At 50.1% G+C, this 23112-nt stretch carries 14 protein-coding genes; 9 read left to right on the top strand and 5 right to left on the bottom strand.

Features of this window, described 5'->3' with window-relative positions:
* From ACN4EK_RS15180 to ACN4EK_RS15155, 6 genes are all read left to right on the top strand, one after another.
* On the top strand, window positions 1–970 hold a 970-nt coding region (locus ACN4EK_RS15180; protein ID WP_431658827.1), incomplete at its 5' end, for an HAD family hydrolase.
* A 123-nt stretch (window positions 971–1093) separates the two neighbouring features.
* Window positions 1094–3136: an alkyl/aryl-sulfatase gene (locus tag ACN4EK_RS15175; RefSeq protein WP_431658826.1), complete on the top strand. Its 2043-nt coding sequence runs from the start codon at window positions 1094–1096 to the stop codon at window positions 3134–3136.
* Between the two features lie 18 nt (window positions 3137–3154).
* Window positions 3155–3847 carry a hypothetical protein gene (locus ACN4EK_RS15170; RefSeq protein WP_431658824.1) on the top strand — a complete coding sequence of 231 codons (693 nt, stop codon included), beginning with the start codon at window positions 3155–3157 and terminating at the stop codon, window positions 3845–3847.
* Between the two features lie 38 nt (window positions 3848–3885).
* Window positions 3886–4404: a YqhA family protein gene (locus ACN4EK_RS15165; protein WP_431658823.1), complete on the top strand. Its 519-nt coding sequence runs from the start codon at window positions 3886–3888 to the stop codon at window positions 4402–4404.
* Window positions 4405–4546: 142 nt separating this feature from the next.
* Window positions 4547–4984, top strand: a complete 438-nt coding sequence (locus ACN4EK_RS15160) for a hypothetical protein (RefSeq protein WP_431658822.1) — start codon at window positions 4547–4549, stop codon at window positions 4982–4984.
* A gap of 162 nt (window positions 4985–5146) precedes the next feature.
* Entirely contained in the window at window positions 5147–6814 is a 1668-nt protein-coding gene (locus tag ACN4EK_RS15155) for a SulP family inorganic anion transporter (protein WP_431658821.1), read from the top strand.
* A gap of 4 nt (window positions 6815–6818) precedes the next feature.
* Here the strand turns inward: ACN4EK_RS15155 and ACN4EK_RS15150 are convergent, their stop codons facing one another.
* From ACN4EK_RS15150 to ACN4EK_RS15135, 4 genes are all read right to left on the bottom strand, one after another.
* Complete coding sequence (locus tag ACN4EK_RS15150) at window positions 6819–7043, bottom strand: hypothetical protein (protein ID WP_431658820.1); 225 nt, start codon at window positions 7041–7043, stop codon at window positions 6819–6821.
* 73 nt (window positions 7044–7116) lie between these two features.
* Entirely contained in the window at window positions 7117–10356 is a 3240-nt protein-coding gene (locus tag ACN4EK_RS15145; RefSeq protein WP_431658819.1) for an efflux RND transporter permease subunit, read from the bottom strand.
* A 12-nt stretch (window positions 10357–10368) separates the two neighbouring features.
* On the bottom strand, window positions 10369–11586 hold the full coding sequence (locus ACN4EK_RS15140; RefSeq protein WP_431658817.1) for an efflux RND transporter periplasmic adaptor subunit: 1218 nt from the start codon (window positions 11584–11586) through the stop codon (window positions 10369–10371).
* Between the two features lie 351 nt (window positions 11587–11937).
* Complete coding sequence (locus ACN4EK_RS15135) at window positions 11938–14673, bottom strand: MGH1-like glycoside hydrolase domain-containing protein (RefSeq protein ID WP_431658816.1); 2736 nt, start codon at window positions 14671–14673, stop codon at window positions 11938–11940.
* 709 nt (window positions 14674–15382) lie between these two features.
* Here ACN4EK_RS15135 and ACN4EK_RS15130 point away from each other — a divergent pair.
* Together ACN4EK_RS15130 and ACN4EK_RS15125 are read left to right on the top strand one after the other, a co-directional pair.
* Entirely contained in the window at window positions 15383–15877 is a 495-nt protein-coding gene (locus tag ACN4EK_RS15130; protein ID WP_431658814.1) for a DUF1269 domain-containing protein, read from the top strand.
* A 78-nt stretch (window positions 15878–15955) separates the two neighbouring features.
* Window positions 15956–16411: a hypothetical protein gene (locus ACN4EK_RS15125; RefSeq protein WP_431658813.1), complete on the top strand. Its 456-nt coding sequence runs from the start codon at window positions 15956–15958 to the stop codon at window positions 16409–16411.
* Between the two features lie 149 nt (window positions 16412–16560).
* On the opposite strand, the gene ACN4EK_RS15120 is transcribed toward ACN4EK_RS15125, so the two are convergent.
* Window positions 16561–17142 (bottom strand): hypothetical protein, encoded by a 582-nt coding sequence (locus ACN4EK_RS15120; protein ID WP_431658812.1) that lies wholly within the window; start codon window positions 17140–17142, stop codon window positions 16561–16563.
* 473 nt (window positions 17143–17615) lie between these two features.
* On the opposite strand from ACN4EK_RS15120, the gene ACN4EK_RS15115 reads away from it, so the two are divergent.
* Window positions 17616–23033 carry a trifunctional serine/threonine-protein kinase/ATP-binding protein/sensor histidine kinase gene (locus tag ACN4EK_RS15115; protein WP_431658811.1) on the top strand — a complete coding sequence of 1806 codons (5418 nt, stop codon included), beginning with the start codon at window positions 17616–17618 and terminating at the stop codon, window positions 23031–23033.
* Window positions 23034–23112 lie beyond the last annotated feature (79 nt).

Genomic DNA, 23112 nt, shown 5'->3' with positions numbered 1-23112 from the left:
AGATGTGTATAAGAGACAGATTCCCCATTCCCCATTCCCCACTTCCTTGTCTATGACTGATCCCCTCCCTTCCTGGAATGATGGAGTTGCGAAACAGGCAATCCTCGATTTTGTGGCGAAAGTGACCACACCAAATTGCTCATCCTTTGTGCCTCCCAGCGATCGCATTGCAGTGTTCGACAATGACGGGACACTTTGGGTAGAGCAACCGCTGTATGTGCAGGCATTCTTCGTCTTCGATCGCGTCCAGCAATTAGCTCCTCAACACCCAGAGTGGCAGACTCAGGAGCCATTTGCATCGGTACTGAAAGGGGACTTGAAATCGGCAATGGCGGGAGGTGAGTCGGCACTGCTGCAATTGGTGATGGCGACCCACACGGGGATGACGACCGATGAGTTTGCCGCGATCGCGAAAGACTGGCTCGCCACAGCCCAACATCCCAGCCTGAAACGGCGTTACACAGAGTTGGTCTACCAGCCGATGGTGGAACTCCTCGCTTACCTGCGAACTCATGATTTCAAAACCTTTATTGTTTCGGGAGGTGGAGTAGAGTTCATGCGAGCCTGCGCCGAACTGATTTATGGTGTACCGCCAGAACAGGTGATTGGCAGCAGCAACAAAACACAATATGAAATTCGTGACGGCGAGCCTGTAATTCTGCGATTGCCAGAACTTTATTTTTTCAATGACAAAGCAGGTAAACCTGCCGCAATTCAGCACTACATTGGCAAACGGCCGATCGCAGCCTTTGGTAATTCCGATGGTGATTTACAGATGTTGCAATGGACGACGGCAAGACAGGGAAACAGCCTGGGAATGATCGTGCGGCATACGGACGGCGATCATGAGTTTGCTTACGATCAGTCACCCATGAGTAGCCTCAAGGAGGCACTGATCGAAGCTGACAAGGAAGGGTGGATTGTGGTGGATATGCAGCGAGACTGGCGACGGATATTTGCCTTCCAATGATGTGATGCTCTGACTGACTAGTGCAGACTTTTCATATCACTTTCTTACATTATTCGTTCAAACTTCGGTGCAGATAGTTTTTCCCAGAGTTGATCCCGCACATCATCGTGGAGGATTTCAAAAATGAGTATTTCAGCATCCACTCCCTCAGACTTTCAATCAATGATAGATGAGCATTTTGACCCCAAGGGGAAGCTGCCATCTTCATTTACGATCGCCCTACAAAACGATTTACGCCAGCGCTTGCCGTTTGAGGATGAGCGTGATTTTGCCGAAGTGAAACAAGGCTTTATTGCGGCTCCACCCTATAAACAAATCATGGCGGAAGCGGGTAATGTTGCTTGGGATATGGGCAGCTATGAGTTTTTGTTACGGGGCTTCGATAGTGTGTTCGATAGCATTCACCCCTCACTTCAACGTCAGGCAATTCTCAACATGGCGTATGGGCTGTATGAAGTCCTGCCCGACAAAATTTATCAGGTGCGGGGATTTGACCTGGCGAACATGACGATTATCAAGGGCGACACGGGTTGGATTCTGTTTGACGTGTTGACCTGTAAGGAAACCGCGAAGGCCGCCCTGGAACTGGTCAATCAACAGCTCGGTCAACGTCCTGTCGTTGCTGTCGTATATTCGCACTCCCATGTGGATCACTTCGGTGGGGTGCGTGGAGTCGTGGATGAGCCTGATGTGAAAAGCGGCAAGGTGCAAATCCTCGCTCCGATCGACTTCATGGAACACGCGATCGCCGAGAACGTGTACTCCGGGACTGCCATGACTCGTCGAGCCTTTTTCCAGTACGGTTTGTTATTGCCACGTAGTCCATTTGGTCATATCGATCAGTCGATCGGGAAGAACACCGCCGCAGGTAGAGTCGGACTGATTGAGCCTACTCGGTACATCAATCAGGATATTGAAGAATTAACGATCGATGGAGTCAGGATGGTGTTTCAAAACACCCCCGGCACCGAAGCGCCCGCTGAGATGAACACCTATTTCCCCGACTGGAAAGCGTTCTGGGCGGCGGAAAATATCTGCGGCACGATTCACAACATTTACACACTGCGAGGGGCGCTGGTACGAGATGCCCTGGAGTGGTCGAAGAAAATCAGTGAAGCTCTCTACCTGTTTGGGCAGGAGGCCGAGGTGATGTTCGCCTCCCATAGCTGGCCTCGATGGGGCAACGATCGGATTCAAGAGGTGATGCGGGTGCAGCGGGATGCTTACGCTCATCTGCATAACGAAGTGCTGCATCAGGCGAACCAGGGCGTAACCATCAATGAGATTCACAATGTCTACAAGCTGCCAGAAAGTTTGCAGCAACAGTGGGCTGCCCACAGCTACCACGGTTCTGAGGAGCACAATAGTCGTGCCGTCATTAACCGTTATCTGGGTTACTGGGATGCCAATCCGGCTACCTTGATTCCACTATCTCCCCACGAGTCAGCGCCGCTCTATGTCGAGATGATGGGCGGTGCAGCGAAGATTCTGACCAAAGGTAAGGAGTTGTATGACCAGGGTAAATACCGGGAAGCGATGGAGATCCTGAACAAGCTGGTCTACGCCGAACCCCAGAATCAGGACGCAAAAGACCTGCTGGCAGACGTGTTTGAGCAAATTGGCTATCAGAAAGAAAGTCCCAGTGTTCGTAATAGTCTCCTGGCAGCCGCCTTTGAGTTACGGAATGGTTTTCCCAGTGGTGTCACGGCTCAGTCGGTGACTCCGGACACGGTTCGCGCCATGTCTACGGAACTCTTGCTCGACTTCATTGCGATTCGGCTGGATAGCCAGAAAGCTGCCGGGATGCAGTTCACCATCAATTTAGTCACACCCGACAATGGTGAGCAATTCGTGGTGGAAATGAGTCATTCAACGCTGACGAACATTAAAGGCTTTCAGGCGAACAATCCCGATCTCACCCTTACGATCAACCGCAGCGATCTGGAATTGGTCATGGCAGGATTGACCACATTTCCGACCCTGATTGGCGCAGGGAAAGTCAAGCTAGAGGGAGATCCCAAGCCCTTTGAGCAACTCCGGAGCCTGTTGGTGGAATTTACTCCGGACTTTGAAATCATGCCCGGAACTCAGCCTGCGAAAGCGACGATCGCGTCAGAGAAAGATGCGTTTGCCCAGCCTGAGCCAGCTAACACATCAGGTGGTTAATTGAGTGGAGTATCAAATATGCCAATGCTATATCCCCCAAAATCCCTACTGTCAATTTTGCTGGGTGTCTTGCTAGTTCCGATTGTCCTGGTGGAAACAGCGGCTACAAAACCGGAGGCACAGATGGCACAGATGGTGCGATCGCCCATTCTACTTGCCCAGCGAAACAACTTCACAACTTTTTTTGAAGAAGGTCGGCTATCGGTTGAAAATCAACTCCGCCGACAACCACCTGATCCCACTATCCCCGTGGCTCAGAATTCTCAGGTCTGGCAACCGATCTTTTTCCGCTCGGGTGGTTTTTCGTTTTGGCTGCCGCCGGGAACGTTGAGCCAGGAAACCGTGGTGTTACCCACACGATCTGGCAATGTCAGCTTTCAAACCTTAGCTGCCAATTCTGCCAGCTCCCGGTATGTCGTAGGCTATGCCGAAGAACTTACGCCTGAGCAACTCAAAAATCCACAGTTGATGCTGGTTGCGATCGCCAATCAAGTAGTTACATCGCCCAACTTTAGACTCGTTCGCAATCAATCTGTTACTCAAGGAGAGGTTCCGGGTCGAGAGCTAACCTACCAGAGTGATACGGAGGTGATTGTCTTTCGGGCATTTCTGCGAGGCAAGAGTGGCTATGTGATTGGAGCCAAGTCTCCTAAAAGCGGAGGAAGCCCTTCTCGGCAAACCACGATTTTCCTGAATTCCTTGAGTTTTTAAGAAGGGAGGGACTGTCTTCACCTTGAAATGAATCGTTTATGAATCGTCTTCTCTTAAGCAGTCGTTATCTGATCAATCTGGCAGTGATAGCTGCTCTGGTTGGAGCGTTTTCGATTATGGTTTATGGTGTGATTGTATTAATCCATCTCATAATCGATTTAATTAATGCTCGTAGCTTTACGAGTGTGGCAATCAAGAATATCACGCTGGGCTTCATTCAGCTCATTGATTTATTGTTTTTGGGTGTGGCTCTGTATATTATTGCGCTAGGTCTTTACCATCTATTTATCGATACGTCCTTGCGTCTACCACGCTGGCTCAAAATCGAAGACTTTGATGAGTTAAAGGTTATCTTGATGAGCGTCGTGATTGTCATTTTGGCAGTGAACTTTACGGGCATTGTCGTCGATTGGGACGGCAGTGCAGCAATTTTAAATCTGGGATTAGCGATCGCGGCTGTCATTACAGGTCTGGCGTTAATCTTGTACGTTCGCGTGATCTCCTCTCGCCATTCAGAATCAGGGGAAATACCTGGAACGCAAAGCCCCTTGGAGTAGATCTAAGCCCTAATCGAGTAGTGCGGCATCGGATAGTGGATTATCCCTCTCGTCTTGTATAGATTTCAATGATTAGTCCAAACTTGAGAAGCCGCGATCGCTCGGGTAAGTCCTTGAACCTAATTCAACTCAAAGAATCATTATGTACCGCATTCTTTTTAGCCTTCCCCTTGCATTTACGTTTGGAGTGCTATTTCTGAGTCAAAGCAACCCAGCGATCGCTGATTCATTCGTCTCAACAACAACAGCTTATCAGGTCGCCCAGGAGCCGAACCAAGACAGTTTACAGATGAACTGCAACGGCTCAATTCCCGCGAATGATATGAACTACACCGCATTTTTTACCCGCGAAGCCGGATTTTCTCGCATCGTATTTCGTCGTCGCTCAAACAACCAGCAGATCGCCGAAACCTTTCTCAGCTTTGACCGACAGAACAATAAAGGGCAAGCTATCTGGCGTGGTTCGGTAAATAATGCGGCTACTGTTACCCTAATTCATCTTGCGAGTCGCCCCGCCCAGCCCGGAGATCAGGTGTCTGTTGGCTATGACAAACAATGGGGGCGAGGCACCTGCCGCTAAATCAATGTGTCACTTTATAGAGCGTTCTTGCCTTCGCTCCATGAATCTCTAGCCCATTCATCAATCAGAAAGTAATTTAATCAATTAGGCTATCTCGATGATATTGGGTGTACTGTTCCTCTGGAAACAATGATCTGGCTAACTGGCATAACCGGGAACCCTATGGCACGTTCAATATCGAAGCAACTGAGACCCTCTCCCAATTGGGGATCTGATGGCAGCGCCGCCCTGACCAATACGTTGACGATGATCCCCGATGCCCTGGCCAATGCCCTGCTGATGGGGATTAACCCGGTCTATGGGCTACATGCCTTGATGGTGGGAACGCCTCTGGGTGCTTTATTCAGTGGGTCGGAGTTCATGACTATTAATGCCACGGGGGCAATGGCGGTGGTCACGGCGGGTGTACTGGCAGAGTTTAGACCGGAGCAGCAAATTCCTGCCCTGTTAATGCTCACGGTACTGGTGGGGCTGTTTCAGGTCTTGTTGGGGCTGTTTCGCGCGGATGGTTTTCTCCGCTTTGTTTCTAACGCTGTCCTGACTGGGTTTATGAATGGGATTGCAGTTGCGATCGTGCTTGGACAACTGGGGACGTTGACCGGATACGACAGCGACGCTGGCAATCGGATCACTCAGACCCTCGATCTGCTACTGCACCTGAATCAAGTCAATCTGGTCACGACTGCCATTGGATTAGGCGCGATCGTCCTGATCCTGGTGTTAAACCGCACTCCCCTGCGGCAATTTAACCTGGTGTTGGCGCTGCTAATGATTACGGCATTGACCTCCCTGTGGCAGCCCGCCGCTGTCCAATTGGTAAAAGACATCGCCCCCGTCCCCCGATCGCTGCCAGTCCCTATCCTGCCCGACTTTTCTTTGATTCCCCAGGTGCTACTGGGAGCGATCGCGGTCGCTTTGATTGGGTTAATTCAGGGAGCTGGGGTCGGCAAAACCATTCCCAACACCGATGGACGGTATGGCAAAGCCTGGCAGGATTTTCTGGCTCAGGGTGTGTGCAATATTGGGTCTGGCTTGTTCCGAGGAATTCCCCTCGGCGGCAGTGTGTCGGGTACTGCGATTAATATTAGTGCCGGAGCTGTATCCCGCTGGGCGATCGTGCTGGTGGGCCCAATGGTGATCCTGGCGGTGCTGCTGTTTGGGGGCATTGTGGAGCAGTTTCCGCTGCCTGCGATCGCGGCATTACTCGTGGTTGCCGGGGCTCAGGCGCTCAAAGTTGAGAAATGGAAGGATGTCTGGCTTACCGGTTGGGTGCCCCGGCTGGTGATGCTGGCAACCTTTATCGCGACTCTCCTACTACCAATTCAACATGCCGTCTTGCTGGGCATCGTTCTATCGATCCTGCTGTATGTTTACCGCTCCTCCCTGGATGTGCAGGTGAAGCAACTCCTCCCGACCAGTGCCGGACAATCCTTCCAGGAACAGCCTGCTCCCACTCATCTGCCCTCCCATGCCATCACCATTTTGCACATCTACGGCAGTGTCTTCTACGCCAGTACCGACATTTTGCAAGCTGCCCTGCCCTCCCCCGCCACAGCAGAGCGATCGGTTGTGATCATGGGCTTGCGAGGACGGAATGAACTGGGCAGCACCTTTCTCAATCTGCTGAAACGCTATGCCAGTGAACTGGGTACTCGCAATAGTAAACTGATGCTGACAGGGGTTGCCCCTGCGGTGATCAAACAGCTCACCAAAACAGGTGTGATCGATACTATTCTACCCGCCGACATCTTCCCCGCCACGCCTGTGATTGGAGAATCCCTGCAACATGCCCGAGCCGCTGCCGAAGCGTGGCTGCTCAAATCACCCTGATCAGTCACCCTTCATTGTTGTCTTGTTTCTGTTTCAGTTGGCGAATGGCTTCCTGACTGGTGCCAACGAGTAATCCTAGGACTGTTCCCATCGTGATAAAAACAACTTTCTGCTTGCGGTAAAGGGCACTTGAATAGGGAGTTGGCAGCAAAGCGGTGAGAATAACGCCCAAAGCAATCCCGATCGCCATGGTCACTCCTCCGGCAAAAATCAACCGTTTGTAATTCATGTAGCCTCCCGGACATTGGGTGCTGAACGTTCTACTGCATGGGCAGATTACGTTGTCATTCATCGCCATCCTCTTACTCAGGAGCCGACTCCGCTTCCATTGAGAAGGTAGCACTACTGGTCAGGGCAGCTTCTTCAATGACTTCAGGTTCAGGTTGCGGTTCAGTGGGCGGAGGTTTAGGGCGGGAGTCTTTGTCGAGAAACCGTTCGGCTAACCCCTTAATCAAAATGTAAAGGACAGGTACGACCAGCAGACTGAGAATAGTCGCCACCAATAGCCCGCCAAACAATGCCGTCCCCAACGACCATCGAGCCGCCGCCCCCGCCCCACTGGCAATGACCAGGGGAAAGAACCCCACCAGGGAGGAGGCTGCCGTCATGACGATCGGACGGAATCGTTCTTTAGACGCTTTCAGGGCGGCTTCAGTCAGCTTTAGCCCCTCTGCCCGAGCCTGATTGGCAAATTCCACAATCAAAATAGCGTTTTTACTGGCAAGTCCAATCAACATCACCAGTGCCACATTGACATAAACATCATTGCTCAAACCACGCAGAGCGATCGCGCCTAATGCGCCCAGTAAGGCCAGCGGTACGGTCAGCAGGATAATAATTGGATCGATATAACTTTCATACTGGGCAGACAGGGTGAGAAACACCATGATGATGCCAAACAGAAAAATTAACGCCCCCAAGTTCCCAGCCGCCAGTTGTTCGCGGGCGATGCCAATCCAGTCCCGTCTGATTCCTGGCAACGCCGTTTCCTCAAATGTCGTATCCATTGCTTGAATCGCTTGCCCACTGCTGTATCCGGGTGCTTCTGCTCCCCTCAGTTTGATCGATCGATAGCCGTTGTAACGCCCAATTACCTGGGGCCCAGTGGTGCGACTGATGGTAGCAATTTGGGAGAGGGGGACTAGAACTCCATCCCTGGAGCGGACATAAAGTTTCCCGATGTCCTCTGGGGAGTTACGGTAAGCGCTATCAGCCTGAACAAACACGCGATAGTTGCGATTGCCTAATGTGAAATCGTTGACGAACTGAGAGCCAAGAGTCGCTCCCACCGTGGCAAGGGCCTGCTGAAAGTCAATGTTGAGGGATTCAACCTGATTGCGATCGATCTCCAGCCGTAATCTCGGTGTTCCTGTCGTAAAGGTGGTGGAAACACTTCCCGCCGTGGCAGGCATTTCATTGGCTTTAGCGATGATCTGACGCGCATTCTGGGCAAAGTCGTCGATCGAAAGCTGTCCACCACTGCGATCCTGCAACTGCATCTCAACTCCCCCTGTAGCACTAAACCCAGGAATCGGAGAGGGATTTAGCGCCAGAACAATCGCATCGGTAATCGTGCGAAATTTGCCGTTTAAGGTGCTGAGAATGCCATCGACGGTTTGATTCGGATTCGGGCGGTCGTTCCAGGGCTTGAGTCTGGCAAAAAACAAACCCAGATTAGGCCCGTTGCCATCAAATCCGGCCCCACTGACCGTAAAGGTCGATTCAACTTCAGGAATCTCTCGCATTTGCTGTTCTGCTTGAGCCAGCACCCGATCGGTATAACTGAGCGAAACACCATCTGGACCTTGCACAATCCCTAGAAACGCTCCCTGATCTTCATTCGGCACAAAGGCAGTCGGCACAGCCATAAACATATATACAGTTGCCACCAGACCCGCCACAAATAAACCGAGAATGATATAGCGAATCCGAATAAAGAATTCCACCAGTCGCAGAAAGCGATCGCTGACCCAGGCAAACCCTTGATTGAACTGGTTAAAGAACCAGCCTAAGGGGCCCCTGACAGGTCTAGCAGGTCCTAATAACAGCCCCGCCATACTGGGGCTAAAGGTGAGCGCATTAAAGGTAGAAACGGCGATCGAAAAGGCAATAATTAGGGCAAATTGCTGATAAAGCTTACCGGTGGAGCCGGGAAAAAATGCCACTGGGATAAACACAGCCATTAATACTAAGGAGGTGGCGATCGTGGCTCCGCTCAACTCTTCCATTGAGGCAAGAGCAGCCTGTCTTGCTGTCATTCCCTGAGTTTGAATCTTTTCAGTACAGGACTCGACAATGACTATCGCATCATCTACGACCAGCCCTGTGGCTAAAATTAATCCAAACAGCGTCAGGTTATTAATTGAGAAGCCAAATAGAAACGCAAATGCCATTGCACCAATCAGTGCTACTGGAATCGCAATGAGTGGAATTACCGTGGTACGCCAGTCTTGCAGGAAGACGAAAATCACCAATACAACCAGTAAAAAGGCTTGCAATAGGGTGATCACAACTTCCTGGATCGAAACTTCCACGAATTCGGTGGTATCAAAGACCAGTTTTGTTTTTAGTCCGGGCGGAAAACTGGCTTCAATATCCTGCATTTCCTCGGCGATGCGATCGGCAATATCCAGCGCATTGCTATTCGGAGCCTGGTAAATCGCTACTCCGATCCCAACCTTGCCATCCACTTTGGCATTACTAACATAGCGTTCTGCCCCCAACTCGGCTCGTCCCACATCCCGCAATCGGATTAAACCGCCATCCCGGCTGCGCTGGATGACCAGATTACTAAATTCCCTGGCATCCCGGAAGCGACCTTGAACTTGGAGTGGGAGTTCATAATTTTGATCAGCCGGGGCGGGCTGTTGTCCAACTCCTCCAGCACCCACGACAACGTTTTGCGACCTCAGGGCATTCACCACGTCAAGGGCGGTCAGGTTACGGCTAGCCAGCGCATTAGGGTCAAGCCAGAGGCGCATGGCATTGGGCTTATCCCCAAATGTCATTACGTCTCCCACACCGGGTACCCGTCTCAGCACGTCAACGATATTTTGATCAACATAATTGCTGATGAAAATATCATCGTAGTCATCGGTTTCGCTATAGACCCCGTAAATCAGTAAAATGCTGCTAGAGGCGGCTCGGGTGGTGATGCCCAACTGTTGTACGGCAGTTGGGAGTTGAGGGATAGCCTGTGCCACCCGATTTTGCACATTGACCTGGTTGGTATTTTTGTCGGTACTGGAGCCAAAGAATACGGAGATTTGACTATTGCCAGCAAAGGTATTGGAGGTCATGTATTGCATGTCTTCCACACCGTTAATTTGCCGTTCCAACACACTTGTTACTGTGTCTTCAACCGTGTTGACATCCGCACCACTATAAAGGGCAGAAACCTGGATCTGAATCGGAGCAATATCGGGCAGGTAATTAATCGGTAACAGTGGGATACAGACAGCTCCCAGCAGCAGAATAATTAACGTACACACGGTAGTAAGCACCGGACGTTTGATGAAGGGAGTGGCGATCGAAAAAATCATGCTTCCACCCTCCTAAGATTCCGGTTGAATTGGCACACCATCTCTCAGCCGTAAGATCCCTGAAACAACGATGTTTTCTCCTGGTTTTAAGCCCGTGATCACCTCATAACTCTGTGCCTGGATCTCTCCCAGGGTTAAGGGACGCATACGTGCCACCAGCCGCGCTTGCCCCTGAGAATCATCAGTTTCAGCAACATAGGCAAAGCTTTTGCCACTTACCTGCAAAACCGCGTTTGTCGGAATCAGCACTCCCGATCCCCGCTCCCAGATCATTCGAGCTTCCACCTGCTGCCCATTTCTCAGCACCCCATTGCGATTGGGAAAACGGGCTTTCACCAGCACAACCTGAGCCGTTGAGTCTACGGACGGTGAAATGAAATTAATCTGACCGGTACTAATCCGTTTACGGGAAGTGGGATTAATCAGTTCCACCGTTAAGCCTGGGCGGAGTTGAGGTAATCGATTGGATGGCACAGACAGGCGCAAGTCCAGGGCATCATTCTGCACAATATTTGTGATGGTTTGGGTGGTCGAAACAGTATCACCGACCTTCACAAACACTTCGCCCACTGTCCCTGATATGGGAGCAAGCACCTGCTTAAACCCTACACTAACCGCCGCCGCATCTACCTGTGCCTGTGCCTGCTGAATACTGGCAATCGCCTGCCCGACAACGGATTTTGCCTGATTCACCGATGCCTGGGCGGCGGCAACTCTTTTTTCAGCGGCATCCACTCGGTTACCAGCAATCTCCAGTTCAGTTTTCGCCCGATCGTAATCATATTGCCCGATCGCGCCCTGACTGAGCAGAAACGTAGCTCGATCGAAATTGGTTTTAGACAAGGTATGGCTGGCTCGGGCGCTGGCGAATTCAGTCTGGGCAACTTCTAAATTCTTCTCGGCAACCCGCATCTGCTCGACAGTGGCTCTCTGGTTGGCTTGGGCAACTCCCACCCCCGCCTGAGCCCCTTCTAGCTGCGGGAGTGTTTGACCGAGTTGGATAGTGAGAATTGGCTCCCCCTGAGTGACGCGATCGCCCGGTTGTACCAACATTTCAGTAATCCGCCCCTGAGTTTCAGGTCTTAAATCCACCTTTTCGGCTGATTCCAACATACCGACAAACTCAGAGGTATTAGCAACTCGATCGGATTGCAACTGTTGCAATTTGACTGGAATCGCTGATGGAGCCGTTCCTTGAGTATCCTGGTTCTGGCAGGAAACTTGAGTCATGGTCACAAGCAGCAATCCCACCAGTGGGAATGAACTGCCCAAGCACCATTGGTAAATCGATCGAGGGTGATGGCGCAAGTTTGATCTTAACCAGGTCAGATAACAGCAATGCATAGGTCGTACTAAGAGCAGGGGTGACTCAACTTGACTATAAACAACAGGATTTCATGACCATTCCAGCCCAACCGTGATTCAATTTGAAGCGACTTGGTTGACTGAAGTAGGTTGACCGTTAACCAACGTGCGAATAGAGCATTGCTAGTATAAGCTCTGACCGCCCTATTTTTTCTTTTGCACTAAAATATTTAATGCGATTGTGGCGGGTAGGGCAATAGGACTGGCTGCTAAAAGCTATCCCTTGTACTTGTCCAGTTCTCCAGGTGTTAGAGTATTCATAATGGTTTCAGGGGTAAAATAGCCCAAACCCTGAATCAGTCGAGCCACGCAGCCTGTCCAGCCGGTTTGATGACTGGCACCAATGCCAGCGCCGTTGTCCCCATGAAAATATTCGTAGAATAGAATCAAGTCCTGCCAGTGTGGATCGGTTTGAAACTTCTCGGTGTCACCATAGACCGGACGACGACCGGATTTGTCCTTTAAGAAAATGCTAACAATTCGCTCCGTGACTGCTTTGGTGGCATCAAACAATGTCATGTAGTTACCAGAACCCGTTGGACATTCAACGGTAAAGGCATCACCGTAATAAGTATAAAGTTGCAGCATCGATCGCAGTAACAACAGATTCACTGGGAACCAAATCGGACCACGCCAATTCGAGTTGCCACCAAACATCCCTGAAGTCGAATCCCCAGGGACATATCCCACTTTATACTCCTGTCCGGCGTGATGAAAGATATAGGGGTGTTCCAGGTGATAGCGTGATAAAGCCCGAATACCGTAATCACTTAAAAACTCAGATTCATCCAGCATCCTGGCAAGAATTCGGCGTAATTTATCTTCGTTCAATACAGACAGCATCAACCGCCCCCGTTCTCCAGGCTGACTGGGTAAGTGGACGTTATGAGTCAGTTCAGGATGCCGCATGATAAATTCCTGGGCTTCAGCCTTAAAGCGGGTCAGTTTGTCAAAGGCTTCCCGGGGAAAGACCGCCACTGCCATCAGCGGCAACAACCCCACCATCGATCGCACCTTCAGGCGGGTGGCTTCGCCATCGGGAAACTGTAACACATCGTAGAAAAAGCCATCTGCTTCATCCCACAGTTCGTCCTGATGTTCGCCAATTCGATCCATGGCTCCGGCAATCCACATCGTATGCTCAAAAAATTTGATTGCCAGGTCTTCATAGAGTGAATCATGCAGTGCCAGTTCTACCGCAATTTGGAACATGCGCTGGCAGAAAAACGCCATCCAGGCAGTTCCATCGGCTTGATCGATGTACCCCCCCGTTGGCAAAGGAGAACTGCGATCGAAGACTCCAATGTTATCCAATCCCAAAAAGCCGCCCTGAAAGATGTTGTTGCCGCCTTCATCCTTGCGGTTGACCCACCAGGTAAAGTTGATCAGCAGCTTGGAAAAGGCGTATTTGAGGAAGTTAATATCTCCGACACCATGATTGCGCTCGCGATCGCGGACGTAAATTTCCCAGGTGGCAAACGCATGAACGGGCGGATTGACATCCCCAAAGTTCCATTCATACGCTGGAATTTGCCCGTTAGGGTGCAGGTAGTCCTCCCGCAGCATTAGCATCAATTGATCCTTTGCAAAGTCGGGATCAATTAAACTAATCGGAATCATGTGGAATGCTAAATCCCATGCCGCATACCAGGGATACTCCCACTTGTCAGGCATGGAAATAATGTCGTCATTGTGCATGTGGAACCAATCACTGTTCCGCACATGTTCTCTCTGCTTTATGGGAGTCCAGGGATTCACATTCCGTTCCCGCAGCCAGAGATCCAGGTCATAGTAGAAGTATTGCTTTGTCCACATCATTCCGGCTAACGCTTGCCGCATCACATTGGCGCGATCGCTATCCGTCAGAACGGCTGGCGGAATGACCGTTGCATAGAATTCATCGGCTTCCTGGAGTCGGATTGCCAAGATTTTGTCGAAGTCAGTGCCAAACGGGTTTCCCAGTTGAGCCGAAGTTTGGTTGGTGAGACGCAGACGAATCACTGTTGTCTCTCCCGCCCCCACCATCAGCTGATAATGAGGCGAAACCTTAGTACCGACATACCTTGAATTAACCGCATCTGGCTGACCCTGCACAATGAAATTGTTGATGCCATCTTTTGTATAAGGGCTGGCATTAGGTGTGCCAAAGATGCGCTGATGATTTGTCTCATTCTCTGTGAACAACAGTGGCGTTACCCCGTCACAGTAGAAGTAATAGTCTTGAATCAGCTTTTGGAACAGGGTATCCGTGATATGAGCATGAATAACACTATTCCCTGTCCCCTCTAGCTTTGTGAGTACAGGTTTAGCACCCGCGACATTCCACGACCAGGTGTTGCGAAACCATAGGGTGGGCAATACATGGATCGGGGCGGCTTCTGCTCCCCGGTTGGTAACGCTGATTTGGATCAGAATATCTTCTGCATCAGCTTTAGCATATTCAACCAGAACATCAAAGTAGCGATCGTCATCAAATATACCCGTATCTAGCAACTCATATTCCAATTCATAGCGGCTACGCTTGCCATTCGTCGTGACCAGATCATCGTAGGGAAACGCGGCCTGCGGATACTTGTAGAGATACTTCATATAGGAGTGCGTCGGCGTACTATCCAGATAGAAGTAATACTCTTTGACATCCTCCCCGTGATTCCCTTCGCTATTGGTCAGTCCAAACAACCGTTCTTTCAGAATCGGGTCATTGCCATTCCATAGCGCCAGTGCAAAGCAGAGTAGGTTGTGGTCATCGGTGATACCGCCTAACCCATCTTCGCCCCAGCGATAGGCTCGCGATCGGGCATGGTCGTGGGGAAAATAGTTCCAGGCATCGCCATTGCTACTGTAATCTTCCCGTACCGTCCCCCACTGCCGCTCACTTAAATAGGGACCCCATTTTTTCCAGGGAACATTGCCCTCTCGCTCATCTTGGAGCCGCCTGTTCTCTGCTGTCATGATTTCTCCTGGAAATGGACTTAACCCGTTACCATCAGTTCTGGAAACCCTGTCCCAAATCTCATTAAGACATTACGTAGCATGAGCGAAACTGCCCTTCAGCCAGCCACCCAGAATATCTAAGTTAGAAGCGGTAACAACACCTTGTTCAAGGGCTGACTGGCTGCATCGAAGAAATCACACAAGGATGCTGAATGTGAACAATGAACCAGCGTTTTTCTTAGCCAGATGACATGAGATTTATCAAAATCAATCCGTTGATGTCAAGAAGCTTTGTAAATATTCGCTATTCCTGATGGCTTTCGATCGGTCTTCTAGAGTTGTATCCAAGCAGATTAGCAATGAAGCATAAATGATTTTTTAAATGCAATTCCCATTCTTGGATAAATGCTTTATACTTTTGGCGGAGGATTTAGAGCGTGAGACAGATCATTCTGCTACTCAGTGAGCAATTGAAGGATCTGTGCCAATTTGACCGATGACTGACAGGGGCAATTGGTTTACGTGAGGACAGCTTAATCAGAGGGGGGACTGGAGCCATGACCAAGTCCTTTACCCCTTCTACTTTACCCAGGTAAATTTCTCAGTTGTTTGGATGGGCTAATGAAAGTTAATTTCCACTGGATTAACTCTCTATGAATTGAGCGAAGCGAACAATATCAACATTGCAATTACTATCTAGCAACCAAGATTAGGCTAGGAGGGCAGTATGTCAACATTAACCGTTTGGAAATTTAAGAGTGCAGATGGGGCGGAGAATGCGTTAGCGAAGCTAGAGGAATTGCAAAAGCAACAGGTGGTTCAAGTCCTGGATGCGGCGGTTGTATCCTGGCCTCAAGGACGGAAACGTCCTAAAACCTATCAGGCATTTAATACGGCTGGCGCTGGTGCTCTAGGAGGGGCATTCTGGGGCATGTTATTTGGTCTGATCTTTTTTGTGCCTCTATTGGGGATGGCAATGGGAGCGGCTTTAGGTGCCCTTTCAGGTAAGTTTACTGACTACGGGATTAATGACGAATTCATTCAGGATTTGCAAGACAAGGTGACAGAAGGAACCTCAGCTTTATTTTTGCTGACAGGGCAGGTCACGATCGACAAAGTGGAAGCGGCCTTTGCGCCTGAGGAACGGGGTGAGTTGATCCAATCTAATCTTTCAACTGAGCAGGAAACAAAACTCCGGGAAGACTTCGGTGCCGAGGTCTAGTCATTGTAGTTTAGGGGAATTGCCTATGACCCGCTCTGCTAACTACTGCTGCATTTGTTGTGTACGAAATTAGTATCTATGAACAAAGTTTTGCCAATTGCAACGGCACTATCCATTGCTATTTTAACAGTTGTCTGGCATCAACCCATGCAAGCCCAGACCTTTCCTGCTGCTCCTAAAAACTGCATCTATCTGAGAGAAGTCACCACGAACCGTCCCATGATTCGCAAGGTGATTGCCCGCAACAACTCTAACGCCAACACTGATTTTGCTGTACCAACCGGTACAAGTTTCAGCAGTTACATTGGCAAACTCATTCCTGAGAATAACGATCGCTATACAGCAGAAGTCAATCTCAAATATAATAACGGGTCGTCGTCTACCGTCGTGAAACGCACCATTCAGGCAAGGCGTTTCTTTCTTTACAAGCAGCCTTTCCGAACACCGACAGGCAACCAGCCTTTTCAAATTAATGCTCGGGTTACAGGCAGCACTAACACAGCGTATCAAGTGGCTGTTTTAGCGTGTCCCTGAGGAAGCAGGGAGCATAGGGTCACTGTCATGCAATGCGTTGTCTTTGCCCAAAAAGATATACAAGAAATAAGATGGAACGGCTATTCCACGACTTTGAGGGAATGGGTGGGCATCTTTTCCGGGTGGGTAAGCCAGTGACCCAGGCTTAGTTAACTAAAAATGGTTTTCCAAGCCCTTACGGTATCTTTGCCGATCTCCGTATCCCTGATCGTGCCATCCTTCCACCTCAATCGAACCATGACATTTTGGGGGGGAGCATTGGCAAGGGCGGCTGCCAGTTCAGGAGAGACAGGTCCCTCTTCGTAGGTGTAAACCTTACCGTTAATTGCCAGACTAATTGAATCAGGCACATTGTCGGTGATATATCGCCGGTAAACAGGGGTTCGTTGCCCAAAGAGCAGCCCTAACCCTAAGCCTCCACGGCGGTATCTGGGAAAATAATCGAAGCCAAAGCCATAGCCCAAACCGGGGCTGTAATCGTACCCCACCAGGACTGAATTAACCCGTGTATAGGTGACACCGATTCCTTGCCTGGACCAACTACTCACAAACACAAAATCATTTTTGTAGTTTCTGTCGTAAACAATGGGCCCATCAAATGGATTGTTCACCACGGTTGACCAGGCAACATCATCGTTGGCTCTAACCGAGGCGGGTTGGAGGGCTAAGGTGGGTGAGGCCGAGCCAATGAAGAGCAGGCTAAATCCTAAAACTAATAGGTGTTGTCTCATATCGAGACCTCTTGGAAATCGATCGGCAGTATTACCTTCCAGCTTAGCGTATTATTTCTTGAGCCATTTATCTTCAAACATATATTTATCAAGGCTTTCCGCCTTAGCAATCAAGCGATGCAATGGTTCTGAATTCAACTATGCGACGACCTCTCCCTGACCTTTTGTGAAGTGAGGAATTTGGTCGGGTGGTTTGCCCCCCTGTAAATTCACAGGGGTAGAATAGGCTGTCATATTTCGTACTGTCCCGAGTTTTTCACAATTGGACAGTATGCTTTGAAGCAAGAGTGTGTTCTCAGTTAGATTTTGCTGCCTTGTTTGGGGAGTTGCTTAATTCAGCCCTCCGACGACAGTGTGGCTATGGTTACCTGAGGATCCGTAGGAACAAACGTGTTCATGGTGCGATCGCTCAAAACTTGGGGAACCCTAAATACAATTTACTCGAATCACCATAAAATCCGTCATTCAGCTCTATGACTCGTCCAGAAGGTCTTGCCTCTCACCGCTTCCCTACCATTCCTGGCTATACGCTGGTTGAGCAATTGTACTTGGGTTCTCGTACTGCTGTCTATCGAGCAGGACAAATAGCCCAGCAACGTCCAGTGGTGATTAAAGTATTGCGGCACGAGTATCCCAGCTTCGGAGAATTGGTGCAGTTTCGCAATCAATACACGATCGCTCGCAATCTTCCTATTCCTGGAATTGTTCAACCCCTGAGCCTGGAACCCCTGGACACTGGTTATGCCTTAGTGATGGAAGACTGGGGTGGCATGGCGTTAGGCAAGTATACACAGCAGCAGCCCTTAGAATTGGCGGATATTCTGGCGATCGCCGTTCAGGTGGCAGATATTCTGCATGATCTGGGTCAGCATCGCGTGGTGCATAAGGATGTGAAACCCGCCAACATCCTGATTCACCCGGAGTCGAAACAGGTCAAGTTGATCGACTTTAGTATTGCTACGCTATTACCGAAGGAAACTCAGGATATTCACAGTCCTAATATTTTGGAAGGAACGCTGTCTTATCTGGCTCCAGAGCAAACAGGTCGGATGAACCGGGGTGTGGATTATCGGACTGATTTCTATGCGTTAGGGGTGACGTTGTATCAACTCCTGAGCGGGACGCTACCGTTTATATCAGAGGATCCCTTAGAACTGATTCATTGCCATATTGCTAAAATGCCTGTCCCAGTGGATCAGGTGAATCCGGCTGTACCGCCAATAGTCGCCGCGATCGTGGCAAAACTGATGTCCAAAAATGCTGAAGATCGGTATCAGAGTGCTCTGGGACTGAAACAGGATTTGCATCAGTGCTTGATTCAGTGGAAAGAAACGGGCGAGATTATCCCGTTTGAACTGGGACAGCGCGACATCAGCGATCGCTTCCTGATTCCCGAAAAGCTGTATGGTCGGGCAACGGAGGTGCAGGCGTTACTGGAGGCGTTTGACCGGGTTGCCAGTGGCAGTTCAGAGCTGATGCTGGTGGCTGGATTTTCTGGAATTGGCAAAACGGCGGTGATTAATGAAGTGCATAAGCCGATCGTGCGACAACGGGGCTACTTCATTAAGGGCAAGTTTGACCAGTTCAATCGCAATATTCCCCTCTCCGCTTTTGTGCAGGCATTGCGAGATCTGATGGGGCAATTGCTTGCCGAATCGGATGCTCAATTGGCACAATGGCAAGCCAAAATTCTAGCTGCCGTGGGTGAAAACGGACAGGTTCTGATTGAGGTGATTCCAGAACTGGAGCAGATTCTCGGTGAACAGCCAACCGCACAGGAACTATCTGGCGGTGCAGCCCAGAATCGGTTTAACTTGCTGTTCCAGAAGTTCATTGAAGTGTTTACAACGGCAGAACATCCATTGGTCTTATTTTTGGATGATTTGCAGTGGGCAGACTCCGCCTCGCTCCAGTTGCTCAAACTGTTGATGCAGGATAATGGTTATCTGTTGATGCTGGGAGCCTACCGGGACAATGAAGTGTCTCCCGTCCATCCCTTTATCCTCACGGTTGAGGAACTGAAGCAGGTTCAGGCGATCGTCAATACGATGACCCTGGCACCCCTGGCGTTTGAGGATACCAATCATCTGATTGCCGATGCATTAAATTGTTCCAGGGAACTGGCCCAACCTCTGACGGAATTCGTCGATCGCAAAACCCAGGGGAATCCCTTTTTTACCACCCAGTTCCTCAAAGCCTTACATGAAGATGGCTACATTCGCTTTAACCATGATCTCGGCTACTGGGAATGTGACATTGCCCAGGTGAATGTTCTGTCTCTGACCGATGATGTGGTGGAGTTCATGGCATTGCAATTACAGAAACTCCCCAGCGCAACACAACGGGTACTGAAGTTAGCCGCCTGTATTGGCAATCAGTTCGATCTGGCAACGCTGTCGATCGTCTCTCAGCAATCACTGGTGGAAACAGCGACGGCTCTGTGGAAAGCGTTGCAGGATGGGTTGATTTTGCCAGTTACCGAAACCTACAAATTCTTTCAAAGTAGCGATGCGGTTGTTGATGGCGATCGGGTGACCGTTCCCTACAAATTCCTGCACGATCGCGTCCAGCAAGCCGCCTATTCGTTAATAGACGAGGAACAAAAGCAAGCCACCCATCTTTGGATTGGCTCATTACTGCTAGAAAAGTTATCAACCAGTGAGCGAGAAGAACGCCTGTTTGAAATCGTGAATCATTTCAACATGGGCAGGACTTCGATCACCGAATCATCTAAGCGGGAAGAACTGGCGCAACTGAACTTTTTAGCGGGCTGTAAAGCAAAAGCTTCGACGGCCTATGCCGCTGCTTTGAATTACATTGAAGTGGCGATCGATCTGTTACCTGAGAACTGCTTTGAAACCCATTACCACCTCAGCTTTGAGTTGTATAAAGGACGTGCCGAAGTTGAATACCTGAATGGGAACTTGAACGCGGCTGAACGGTGGATTGCTCGATCGCTGGAAAACGCCAAAGCGCCCCTGGAAAAAGCCGATGTCTACAACATGGCGATCGTCCAATATACCTTACAGGCTAAATACCCGGAGGCGCTTCAAGCGGGTCGTCAGGCGCTTGCCCTGATTGGCATCGATCTGCCCGAAGATAATTTAGAAGCGGCGCTGGAAGCGGAACTCGCTGTCTCTACTGAAATTTTGCACGATCGCTCCTTTGAGTGGCTGGCCCAGTTGCCGATGATGACGCAACCCGAACAAAAAATGGCGATTAAGCTGTTAATTAGTATGGGGCCGCCAACCTATCGATCGCACCAGCGCTTGTGGTCGGTCATCTGCGCCAAAGCCGTTAACTTATGTCTGCAATACGGCAACACTTCGGAAATTGGCTATATCTACCCTGCGTTTGGCGGCTTGCGCGGATATGCCTTGAATAATTACCAGGAGACAGATAAGTTACTGGAAATTACCCTCCAACTGATTCAAGGGTTTAATAACAAATCGGCTGAAAGTGTTGCTTATTTGATGATTGGCAGCTCGCTTCGGCATTGGTCGCATCCCCTCAGTGTGGCAACTGAAGATTATCTGGCATCCTATCGCGTCGGTTTAGAGTCCAGTAACTTGCAGTATGCCGCCTATGCGTTCGGGCATAACATGTATTGTCGTTTCTATCAGAGCGTTCCCCTGGAACAGCTGTTTGATGAGATTACGGAATCTCTCAAGTTCAGTCAGAAACACAAAAATCAATGGGCGATCGACTTAATGATTGGGGGACTGGCGATCGTTGCCGATTTCATGGGTGACCCGGAGCAGGAAAATCTGCTCGAACCCATTCCCTATCACTCTGAGAATGAGTACTTAGAGCAATGTCAACTCCATAAGAACTGGCAGGTCATTTGTATTTTCAATATTCTCAAGACGCAAGTTCTTTTCTATTTCGATCGCCTGGAGGAAGCCCTGGAGTATGGCAAACAGGCAGATGCGGAAATTATTAATGTCGCCCCTCAAGGCTTGCTCCCCTATGCCCACCACCTGTTTATCTATACTCTGCTTCTGGTGTCGCTTTATCCCACGGCAAGCGAAGAGCAGCAGTTAGACTACTGGCAGAAAATCACAACCTATCAAAACCAGATTGAACTCTGGGCACAGAACTGTCCCGACAATTTTCTGCACCTGTATTGCTTGGTCAAGGCAGAAACCGCTCGGATCACTCAGGACTATTCGACCGCGATCGCACACTATGACTCAGCGATCGCAACGGCGAAAGCAAATGGCTATCTTCAGGAGGAAGCCCTCGCCAACGAACTCGCGGCTAAATTCTACCTCAACTGGGGCAAGGAAAAAATTGCTCAGGATTATCTGATCAACGCCTACTATGGCTACGCTCGCTGGGGCGCAACCGCCAAAGTTCAGGACTTAGAACGGCGTTATCCCAGCCTGCTTCTGTCCGTTTTGCAGCATCAGCCGATCGCTCTATCGCCAACGGAAACCGTGTTCGCCGCCGACCCCTCATCGACTATTCAGCCCCCTGCGACTCAATCTTCCACCTCGGGTAGCAGCAGCATTTCAGCGACTCTCGACCTGGCAACCGTCCTGAAAGCCTCCCAAACGCTGTCCAGTGAAATTCAACTGGATAAACTATTAGCCACATTGCTGCACACGGTATTGGAAAATGCAGGAGCCGACAAAGGCGGATTACTCATGCCTCGGCAGAACCAGTGGTTTGTGGAAGCGATCGCTACCCTGGATCACCCTGCTCAGGTCACTTCTGTCGCCCTATCGGAGAGTCAGGAACTGCCCCATAGCTTAATCAACACCGTTCGGCGGAATCTCCAACCTGTTGTGATTGTGGAAGCCGCTGCCCATCCTACCCTGGCAACGGATGCGTATGTGGTGCAGCAGCAACCCAAGAGTATGCTGTGTACCCCAATTCTGCATCAAAGCAAACTGGTCGCCATCTTATACCTGGAGAACCAGGTCACAGCAGGGGCGTTTACCCGCGATCGGGTGGAACTGTTGAACTTCCTTTGTGCCCAGGCCGCGATCTCCCTGGAAAATGCTCGTCTGTATCAGCAGGCTCAGGTCTACGCCCAACAACTGGAACAATCCCAACTCCAGATTGTGCAGAATGAAAAAATGGCATCCCTGGGGAATCTGGTCGCTGGCGTTGCCCATGAAATTAATAACCCGATCGGCTTTCTCAATGGCAGCATCAATAATGCCAAAGACTATGTAGAGGATTTACTGCACCAGCTTGCCCTCTACCAGCAACATCACCCCCAGGCAGCGGCTCCCGTACAGGAACATGCCGAAGACGTTGATCTGGAATTTTTGACGGCAGATCTGCCCAAATTGCTGGACTCCATGACCGGAGCCACCGATCGCATCCAGTCCATCAGCACCAGCCTGCGGACGTTTTCCCGCGCCGATGCCGAACACAAGGTCAGTGCCAATCTGCATGATGGCATTAATAGCACACTGCTGATTTTGAAGTATCGGCTTAAAGCGAATGAATATCGTCCGGCGATCGCCGTAATGCAGAACTACGGTGATCTGCCGGAAATCCAGTGTTTTCCCGGACAGTTAAACCAGGTGTTCATGAATATTCTGGCAAATGCGATCGATGTGTTTGATGAAATGGCGCAGCAGTCCTCTTTTGCGGAATTGCAAGCCAATCCCCAGACCATCACGATTCACACCACCCTGACTGACCCAAATGCCGTTGAAATTCGCATCGGTGATAACGGGACAGGAATGCCTGAGACCGTGAAAGCCAGGGTGTTTGATTACCTGTTTACTACCAAAGGTGTGGGCAAGGGGACGGGCTTAGGCTTAGCGATCGCCCGCCAGATTGTGGTGGAAAAACATGGCGGGAGCCTGGAGGTGCAGTCTGAAGTCGGGCAGGGAACCGAGTTGCTGATTCGCCTACCGATCGCAGGGTGAACGTGCCATCCAGGGATCGCGCTCTGAATAATTCCGTAGATTGTCCGGGTGGGTTTAGCCGATCAACTGATGCAATTCG

Origin of the sequence: Pantanalinema rosaneae CENA516 (genome assembly GCF_050753385.1) — a bacterium.
GTDB classification, from domain to species: domain Bacteria; phylum Cyanobacteriota; class Cyanobacteriia; order Leptolyngbyales; family Leptolyngbyaceae; genus Pantanalinema; species Pantanalinema rosaneae.
The sequence above is the reverse complement of the archived record's forward strand: the minus strand, read 5'-3'. Positions and strand labels throughout refer to the sequence as shown.